Genomic DNA, 9,263 nt, shown 5'->3' on the forward strand with positions numbered 1-9,263 from the left:
TGAACAACGCGACAAGCATTTTCCCTACTTATGCGAACGGAGGCGTCGTGGACTCTTTCAACCCGACAACCAAGACGCAAGCGGCCCTGACCTCGGCGCTTCAGGCGGCCTCGGCCGCCGGCAACCCCGAGATCCGCCCCGCGCACCTGCTGATGGCCCTGCTCACGCAGGCCGACGGCATCGCGGGACCGCTGTTGGAGGCTGTCGGCGTCCAGCCCGCGACAATTCGAACCGAGGCCGAGCACCTGGTCGAACGGCTGCCGCAGGCCAGCGGCGCCAGCTCGCAGCCGCAGCTGTCGCGCGAATCGCTGGCCGCCATCACCACCGCCCAGCACCTGGCCGTGGAGATGGACGACGAGTACGTCTCGACCGAGCACCTGCTGGTCGGTCTGGCCACCGGTGATTCCGACGTCGCGAAGCTGTTGACCGGCCACGGCGCGTCGCCGCAGGCCCTGCGCGACGGCTTCGTCAAGGTCCGCGGCAGCGCCCGCGTCACCAGCCCCGAGCCCGAGGCCACCTATCAGGCGCTGGAGAAGTACTCGACCGACCTGACCGCCCGCGCCCGGGAAGGCAAGCTCGACCCGGTCATCGGGCGGGACAACGAGATCCGCCGCGTGGTGCAGGTGCTGTCGCGGCGCACCAAGAACAACCCGGTGCTCATCGGTGAGCCCGGCGTCGGCAAGACCGCGATCGTCGAGGGCCTGGCCCAGCGGATCGTGGCGGGCGACGTGCCGGAGAGCCTGCGCGACAAGACCGTCATCAGCCTGGACCTCGGCTCGATGGTGGCCGGCGCCAAGTACCGCGGCGAGTTCGAGGAGCGGCTGAAGGCCGTCCTCGACGACATCAAGAACTCCGCCGGGCAGATCATCACGTTCATCGACGAGCTGCACACGATCGTCGGGGCGGGCGCGACCGGCGAGGGCGCCATGGACGCCGGCAACATGATCAAGCCGATGCTGGCCCGGGGCGAGCTGCGGCTGGTCGGCGCCACCACGCTCGACGAGTACCGCAAGTACATCGAAAAGGACGCCGCGCTGGAGCGGCGCTTCCAGCAGGTGCTGGTCGGCGAGCCGTCGGTGGAGGACACCGTCGGCATCCTGCGCGGGCTCAAGGACCGCTACGAGGTGCACCACGGTGTGCGCATCACCGACTCGGCCCTGGTCGCCGCGGCCACTTTGAGCGACCGCTACATCACCGCCCGCTTCCTGCCGGACAAGGCCATCGACCTGGTCGACGAGGCCGCGTCGCGCTTGAAGATGGAGATCGACTCGCGGCCCGTCGAGATCGACGAGGTCGAGCGCCTGGTGCGCCGCCTCGAGATCGAGGAGATGGCGCTGGCCAAGGAAGAGGACGAGGCGTCCAAGGAGCGGCTGGAGAAGCTGCGCTCCGAGCTGGCCGACCAGAAGGAGAAGCTGGCCGAGCTGACCACCCGCTGGCAGAACGAGAAGAGCGCGATCGACGCGGTCCGCGAGCTCAAGGAGCAGTTGGACACGCTGCGCGGGGAGTCCGAGCGCGCCGAGCGCGACGGCGACCTGGCCAAGGCCGCCGAGCTGCGCTACGGGCGGATTCCCGAGGTGGAGAAGAAACTCGACGCCGCGCTGCCGCACGCCGAGGCGCGCGAGAACGTGATGCTCAAGGAGGAGGTCGGACCCGACGACATCGCCGACGTGGTGTCGGCGTGGACCGGCATCCCGGCCGGGCGGATGCTCGAGGGCGAGACCGCCAAGCTGCTGCGCATGGAAGACGAGCTGGGCAAGCGCGTCATCGGCCAGAAGAAGGCGGTGACCGCGGTTTCCGACGCGGTGCGCCGCAGCCGGGCCGGCGTCGCCGACCCCAACCGGCCGACCGGGTCGTTCATGTTCCTCGGGCCGACCGGTGTCGGTAAGACCGAGCTGGCCAAGGCGTTGGCGGAGTTCCTGTTCGACGACGAACGCGCGATGGTCCGCATCGACATGAGCGAGTACGGCGAGAAGCACTCGGTCGCACGGCTCGTCGGCGCCCCTCCGGGTTACATCGGCTACGACCAGGGTGGTCAGCTGACCGAGGCGGTGCGGCGGCGGCCGTACACGGTGATCCTGTTCGACGAGATCGAAAAGGCGCACCCGGACGTGTTCGACGTGCTGCTGCAGGTGCTCGACGAGGGCCGGCTCACCGACGGGCAGGGCCGCACGGTCGACTTCCGCAACACCATCCTGATCCTGACGTCCAACCTCGGGTCGGGCGGCAGCGAGGAGCAGGTGATGGCCGCGGTGCGCTCGGCGTTCAAGCCCGAGTTCATCAACCGGCTCGACGACGTGATCATCTTCCACGGCCTCGAGCCCGGCGAGCTGGTGTCGATCGTCGACATCCAGCTGGCCCAGCTGCAGAAGCGGCTGGCGCAGCGCCGCCTCACGCTGGAGGTGTCGCTGCCGGCCAAGCAGTGGCTGGCCCAGCGCGGGTTCGACCCGGTCTACGGCGCCCGGCCGCTGCGCCGGTTGGTGCAGCAGGCCATCGGCGACCAGCTGGCCAAGCTGTTGCTGGCCGGCGACGTGCACGACGGCGACACCGTTCCGGTGAACGTCAGCCCGGACGGCGATTCGCTGATCCTGGGCTGACCCCGGGGGACCGTCCCAGTGGTGGCGACCCGCCACGCTGTAATTGGGTTGTGACCAGCCGGACTTCTTTATTCCGGCGGAAATGCAGATACCCTGTGTGGGATGGTCCCCCTTTGGTTCACGCTGTCCGCGCTGTGCTTCGTCGGCGCGGGGGTGTTGCTGTACGTCGACCTCGATCGACGCCGCGGACGCAGCAGGCGCCGCAGGTCGTGGGCGCGGTCGCACGGGTTCGACTACGAGCGTGAATCGGCCGACATCCTCAAGCGCTGGAAGCGCGGTGTGATCTCGACCGTGGGCGACATCGCCGCCGAGAACGTGGTGCTGGGCCAGATCCGCGGCGAGGCCGTCTACATCTTCGACCTCGAGGAGGTCGCCACCGTGATCGCGCTGCACCGCAAGGTGGGCACCAACGTCGTGGTGGACCTGCGGCTCAAGGGACTGAAAGAGCCGCGGGAGAGCGACATTTGGCTGCTCGGTGCGATCGGCCCGCGGATGGTGTACTCCACCAACCTGGACGCCGCCCGGCGCGCATGCGACCGCCGCATGGTCACCTTCGCGCACACCGCACCGGATTGCGCCGAGATCATGTGGAACGAGCAGAACTGGACGCTGGTCGCCTTGCCGATCACCAGCACCCGCACCCAGTGGGACGAGGGGCTGCGCACCGTGCGGCAGTTCAACGACCTGCTGCGGGTGTTGCCGCCGCTGCCGGAGGAAACCCAGCAGGAGGCGGGCGCGCCCGCGGGGCTGCGCAACGCGTCGCCGAGCCGCCCGCTGGCCCCGGCCGGCCGCGCGGAGTTGCCGCCCCGGCGCGCGCAGCAGGACGTCACGGGGCTGCTGGGCGACGCTCCTGCTCGCCGGCCGGCCGAGCCGATACGCCGGGAGCAGCGCGGCTCGGACGCCGTTCGCCGCCCGCCGCCGGCCGGGCGCAACGGCCACCAGGCCACCAACTATCAGCACTGACGGCGCGCCGGGCGCCGGATGGGCGGCGCGGCCGCCGTCATTAGGATGTCGCTCATGCCTCGTCCTGTCGCCCTGATCACCGGGCCCACGTCCGGGATCGGCGCCGGCTTCGCGCGACGCTATGCGAGCGACGGCTACGACCTGGTCCTGGTCGCCCGCGACGTCGACCGGCTGCACGAACTGGCGCGCGAGCTGGAGGGCCGGGCCGGCAACGTCGAGGTGCTGCCCGCCGACCTGGCCGACGCCGCCGGTCGCGACAAGGTCTGCGAACGCCTGGCCCAGGGCGTCCGCGTCCTGGTGAACAACGCGGGCTTCGGCACCTCGGGCGATTTCTGGGCCACCGACCCCGCGCTGCTGCAATCGCAGCTCGACGTCAACGTCACCGCGGTCATGCACCTCACCCGCGCGGCCCTGCCGGCCATGCTCGACGCGGGCGCCGGCACCGTCATCAACATCGCCAGCGTCGCCGGCCTGGTGCCGGGACGCGGGTCGACCTACTCGGCGTCCAAGGCGTGGGTGATCTCGTTCAGCGAGGGCCTGTCCGTAGGCCTGCAGGGCACCGGCGTGGGAGTGCACGCCGTGTGTCCGGGCTACGTGCGCACGGAATTTCACGCCCGAGCCGGGATCGACATGGCCAAGTCGCCGTCGTTCATGTGGCTCGAGGTGGACGACGTGGTGAACCAGAGCCTGGCCGACATCGCCCGCGGCAAGGTGATCAGCATCCCCGGCCTGCAATACAAGGCGATCATCGCCGCGGAACGGATGATCCCGCGGACGCTGATGCGGGCCGTGACCAAGCGGATCGGCGGTGGCCGTGGCCGGACCTGACCTGCGCGAGGAGCTGGCCGACCTGGTGCGCCGGCTTTCGGTGGTGCACGGCAAGGTGACGCTGTCGTCCGGCAAGGAGGCCGACTACTACGTCGACCTGCGCCGCGCGACCCTGCACCACCGGGCCTCCGCCCTGATCGGCACCCTGATGCGCGACCTCACCCACGACTGGGACTACGACGTGGTCGGCGGGCTGACGCTGGGTGCCGACCCGGTCGCCACTGCCGTCATGCACGCGCCGGGCCGCCCGATCGACGCGTTCGTGGTGCGCAAGTCCGCGAAAACCCATGGGCTGCAACGCCTTATCGAGGGATCCGAGGTCGCCGGTAAGCGGGTGCTGGTCGTCGAGGACACCAGCACCACGGGCGCGTCGGCGCTGACGGCGGTGCGCGCCGTCCAAGAGGCGGGCGGCCAGGTGGTCGGGGTGGCCACGGTCGTGGACCGCTCGACCGGCGCCGCCGAGGCCATCCAGGCCGAGGGCCTGCCGTATCGCAGCGTGCTGGGCCTTGCCGATCTGGGGCTGGGCTAGGTTGCATCGCCGTGCGCACCTCTTCGCGGTAGCGGCCTGCGCGCTGGCCCTGCTGACGGGCTGCTCGGGGTCCAGCCAACCGGTTCGCCCCTACGGCGCCCAGGGCGCGCGGCTCGGGGAGTCGCTTTCGCTGCTGGGCTGGAACATGGCGGTGTCGAACATGCGCTGGGACGGCGACTACGTGCTCATCGACGTCGACGCCTCCGCGGCCGACTCGCACGCGCCACGGGCCAAAGCCGAGGACCTCCGGTTCGGCCTCTACGGCGCGCTGTCGCATCCGATCGAGTCGACCGGACTGGGCAGCTGCGACCGCGGGACGGCCAAAGTGCCCGACGTCCACTCGCCGCTGTCGGCGCCCGGTGACCGGCTGACCGGCACGGTTTGCCTTGGGCCACTGAAGGATCGGAGTCAGGTCCGCGGTGTGTACAGCTACTCGCCGCGCGACCGGATCCCGAACACCTCGGCGGCCTACCCGGCCGCCTTCCCGGTGGGGCTGATGCCCACCAACGCCAACGACACCGGCCTGGCGGTCAAGACCACCAGCCTGTCGGCCTGGCGCGCCGACGGCGCCCCGGTGACCAAGGCGCAGCTCGGCGACCCCGCGGCGTTCAACGGGAACGGCTATATGCTGCTGGGCCTGGAGGCCGACGGGCTGGCGGCCCGGTACCGCGACGACTCGGCCAAACGCGGAGGGCCGCTGATGCTGCTCGCGTCGCCGACGCTGCCCGGCGCCGGACTGAACCCGGCCTGCGCGGCGTACGGGTCGTCGGTGCTGATCCTGCCCGACGCCTCGCTGGACGCGGTGCACGTCAGCGCGTCGCTGTGCACCCAGGGCGAGATCAACGAGGCGTTGCTCTACGCGACGGTGGCCGTCGACGGCACCCACGCCGCTGTGTGGACACCGCGATGAGCGATCCGGGGCCGACCGAGTGGGGCGCACCGGCCGGCGGGGTCGGGCCCTGGGCGGGCGAGCTGCCCGACGACCCGCGGTATGACCCAGTCCTGTTGCGCGAGGGCGACACTCGCAACGTCGTCGATGCGTACCGGTACTGGACGCGGGAGGCGATCATCGCCGACATCGACCGGCGGCGGCACCCCCTGCATGTGGCGATCGAGAACTTCGGGTACGACGCCAACATCGGCTCGGTGGTGCGCACCGCCAACTCCTTCGCGGTGCACACCGTGCACATCGTGGGCCGGCGGCGCTGGAATCGCCGCGGCGCCATGGTGACCGACCGCTACCAGCGGCTGTGCCACCACGACAGCACCGCCGAACTGCTGGACTTCGCCGTGCGCGCCGGGCTGACGGTGGTCGCGGTGGACAACGTGCCGGGGGCGGCCCGTCTGGAGGAGGCCGCGCTGCCGCGGGAGTGCCTGCTGGTGTTCGGTCAGGAGGGGCCGGGCATCACCGACGACATCCGGGCGGGCGCGGCCACGACGGTGTCGATCGCCCAGTTCGGCTCGACCCGCAGCATCAATGCCGGCGTGGCCGCCGGTATCGCGATGCACGCCTGGATTCGGCAGCACGCGGACCTGTCCCGGGCCTGGTAGCGGCCGTCCGCGTCGAGTGTGCGCTCGGGGCGGGCATTCTCGGCGTGTCGCCGCCCTCCACGCACACTCAACGCCAACGATTCACACCCGAAGTCAAGCCGGGTCATGCCTGTCCGCCTACGTTGGACGAGTGCGTGACGTGCTTGCCGAGCTGATGTCGATCTGGCGCGCTGGCGACACCGCGGGGCTGGGGACGGTGGTGCGCACCTTCCGGTCCGCGCCGCGTCCGCCGGGGGCCGCGATGGTGGTGGCGCCGGACGGCTCGGTAACCGGGTCGGTGTCGGGTGGTTGCGTGGAGGGCGCGGTGTACGAGCTCGCGACCGAGGCGACGAAAACCGGGGCCGCGCGGCTGGAACGCTATGGCGTCAGCGACGACGACGCCTTCGCCGTCGGCCTGACGTGCGGCGGCGTCATCGACGTCTTCGTCGAGCCGGTTTCACGCGCGTCGTTTCCCGAACTCGGCGCGGTGGCCGACGACATCGCCGAGCGCCGCGCGGTGGCGACCGCGACCGTGATCGCGCACCCGGACCCGTCCTGGGTGGGCCGGCGGGTGGTCATCCGGCCCGACGGGATGGCGGGATCGCTGGGTTCGGCCCGTGCCGACGCCGCGGTCGCCGACGACGCGCGCGGCCTGCTCGCGCTGGGGCGCAGCGACGTCCTCAAGTACGGGCCCGACGGGCAGCGGCTCGGCGACGGCATGGAGGTCTTCGTGGCCAGCTATGCCCCGCCGCCGCGGATGCTGGTGTTCGGCGCGATCGACTTCGCGGCCGCGCTGGCCCGGCAGGGTTCGTTCCTCGGCTACCGCGTCACCGTGTGCGACGCCCGACCGGTGTTCGCGACCCGGGCGCGCTTCCCGACGGCCGACGACGTCGTCGTCGACTGGCCCCACCGCTATCTGGCCGCCCAGGCCGAGGCGGCCGCCGTCGACCGCCACACGGTGATCTGCGTGCTCACCCACGACCCCAAGTTCGACGTGCCGGTGCTCGAGGTCGCGCTGCGCCTGCCCCAGGTCGGCTACGTCGGGGCGATGGGGTCGCGGCGCACCCACGACGACCGCCTGAACCGGCTCAAAGCCGCCGGCCTGACCGAGGCCGAGTTGGGCCGGCTCTCCAGCCCCATCGGGCTGGACCTCGGCGCGCGCACCCCGGAGGAGACCGCGGTCTCGATCGCCGCCGACATCGTCGCCAAGCGCTGGGGCGGCGGGGGCCGCCCGCTGGCTCAGATCGCCGGGCGCATCCACCACGACGCCGGGGACCCCACTCTACTTCCGTAGTGTCGCCCGTAGGCTAGTGCCGACGCCGTCGCCGCCGCCCACGAGAGGACCCCGCATGAAGATCGCCAACCGGTTCACCGTCAGCGCCCCCATCGACCGGGCCTGGGACGTGCTGAGCGACCTCGAGCAGGTGATCCCGCTGATGCCCGGGGCGGCGCTGACCGGCCACGAGGCGGACGACTACCTCGGCAAGGTCAAGGTGAAGGTTGGGCCGGTCACCAGCGAGTTCAGCGGCAAGGTGCGTTTCGTCGAGCACGACCGTGGCCAGTACCGGGCGGTCATCGACGCCAAGGGCAAGGAGACGCGGGGGACCGGCAACGCGGCCGCCACGGTCACCGCCCAGCTCTACGAGGACGGCGAGCGCACCGGCGTCACCGTCGACACCGACCTCAAGATCGCGGGCAAGCTGGCCCAGTTCGGCAGCGGCATGCTGCAGCAGGTGTCGGAGAAGCTGCTGGGCCAGTTCGTGGAATCGCTCGAAGCCGAACTGGCCGCGCAGAGTGTGGCGGCGCCGGCCACGCCGGAGGGTCCCACGCAGGTCGGACCCGTCCCCGAGCCGCGACACGCGGCCCCTGCCGCGGAGCCCGCGCCGATCGACCTGCTCGAGCTCGCCGGCGGCGACCAGCTCAAGAGGTACGCCCCGCTGGTGCTGGCCGTGCTCGCCGCGCTGGTGCTGGGTTGGATGCTCGGCCGCCGGCGTTAGGACGGCCGATCTATTTCTGCCGGCGCGGCCGCCGACTGGGCTAGGCCTATTGCTGATCGCGTCGTGTCTTTGAGGGCGACGCCCGAGTGGCCGAGTTCGCGGGCCCCGGCCACCAGCGCGGCGGCGACCGCCGCCGCCGCCGGGTAGTCGAGGCCGTCGGGCGGATGGATGTTGGAGATGCAGTTGCGGTCGGCGTCGGTGAGCCCCGGCTTCGGCCGATGCGTCAAGTAGATGCCCAGGCTGTCGGCGACCGACAGGCCCGGGCGCTCACCGATGAGCACGAGAACCGTTGCGACGCCTAGGGCTTGACTGATGTGGTCGCCGAGCGCGACGCGCGCCTGGGTCGCGATGACGGGCGGCGCAATCCGGTATCGGCCGTCGAATTCGCGGACCAGCGCGTCGACCATGCCCGCCGCATGATCGGTCAGGGCGCGCGGTGAGAGCCCGTCGGCGAGGACAAAACCGATGTCCGCCTTGGTCTTTCGCAGACCCGTCAAGTCGGCCGGGCTGCGGCCGAGGTCGGGCCGGCGCAGGTATTCGCCGCGCGAGGCCGCCCGGCTGCACACCCGGAGCGGCTCGTCGATTCCGACGTCGCGCAGCCGCGCGATGAGGCCCTCGACGTCGAGTGGCTCGTGCACGGCGTCGCGGGCCGCGGCGTGCGCCGCCTGAAATTCCAGGACGCGGCGGGTCGGCAGCGAGTTGCCCGCCCGCCCGAGCCCGCTTCGCGCCGTCGTGGCGGGGCGAAGGGGGGGCCAGGTGTGGGGCCTAAGCCGGCGGGCAGCGCCCGCCGCCGGGGCGTGGCGAGGCCGGCGGGGAGGAGGC

Annotated in this window: 9 protein-coding genes; 8 read left to right on the plus strand and 1 reads right to left on the minus strand. The window is 71.5% G+C overall.

Annotated features, from left to right (window positions below):
• The first annotated feature begins 47 nt into the window (after positions 1-47).
• The 8 genes from clpB (at position 48) to A5756_RS04320 (ending at position 8,441) form a co-directional block, all read left to right on the plus strand.
• Positions 48-2,594, plus strand: coding sequence for an ATP-dependent chaperone ClpB (gene clpB, locus A5756_RS04285; RefSeq protein ID WP_066947628.1), 2,547 nt, complete (start codon positions 48-50; stop codon positions 2,592-2,594).
• A 102-nt stretch (positions 2,595-2,696) separates the two neighbouring features.
• Entirely contained in the window at positions 2,697-3,557 is an 861-nt protein-coding gene (ttfA, locus tag A5756_RS04290; RefSeq protein ID WP_066947631.1) for a trehalose monomycolate transport factor TtfA, read from the plus strand.
• Positions 3,558-3,611: 54 nt separating this feature from the next.
• The gene (locus A5756_RS04295) at positions 3,612-4,385 is read left to right on the plus strand and encodes an SDR family oxidoreductase (protein ID WP_066947712.1); all 774 of its coding nucleotides are present in this window, start codon (positions 3,612-3,614) and stop codon (positions 4,383-4,385) included.
• The gene (gene pyrE / locus A5756_RS04300) at positions 4,372-4,914 is read left to right on the plus strand and encodes an orotate phosphoribosyltransferase (RefSeq protein WP_066947715.1); all 543 of its coding nucleotides are present in this window, start codon (positions 4,372-4,374) and stop codon (positions 4,912-4,914) included. Before A5756_RS04295 ends, pyrE begins: the two co-directional genes overlap by 14 nt.
• Position 4,915: 1 nt before the next feature.
• Positions 4,916-5,824 carry a hypothetical protein gene (locus A5756_RS04305; RefSeq protein ID WP_066947634.1) on the plus strand — a complete coding sequence of 303 codons (909 nt, stop codon included), beginning with the start codon at positions 4,916-4,918 and terminating at the stop codon, positions 5,822-5,824.
• The gene (locus tag A5756_RS04310) at positions 5,821-6,465 is read left to right on the plus strand and encodes an RNA methyltransferase (protein WP_066947719.1); all 645 of its coding nucleotides are present in this window, start codon (positions 5,821-5,823) and stop codon (positions 6,463-6,465) included. Before A5756_RS04305 ends, A5756_RS04310 begins: the two co-directional genes overlap by 4 nt.
• A gap of 130 nt (positions 6,466-6,595) precedes the next feature.
• Complete coding sequence (locus tag A5756_RS04315) at positions 6,596-7,738, plus strand: XdhC family protein (protein ID WP_197505430.1); 1,143 nt, start codon at positions 6,596-6,598, stop codon at positions 7,736-7,738.
• A gap of 55 nt (positions 7,739-7,793) precedes the next feature.
• Positions 7,794-8,441, plus strand: coding sequence for an SRPBCC family protein (locus A5756_RS04320; protein WP_066947636.1), 648 nt, complete (start codon positions 7,794-7,796; stop codon positions 8,439-8,441).
• Here the strand turns inward: A5756_RS04320 and eutC are convergent.
• Positions 8,438-9,263, minus strand: an 826-nt coding sequence (gene eutC, locus A5756_RS04325) for an ethanolamine ammonia-lyase subunit EutC (RefSeq protein ID WP_082959980.1), incomplete at its 5' end; no start/stop codon positions are given. The two genes, A5756_RS04320 and eutC, sit on opposite strands and share 4 nt — an antisense overlap.

It is taken from the genome of Mycobacterium sp. 852002-53434_SCH5985345 (genome assembly GCF_001667155.1).
GTDB lineage: Bacteria > Actinomycetota > Actinomycetes > Mycobacteriales > Mycobacteriaceae > Mycobacterium.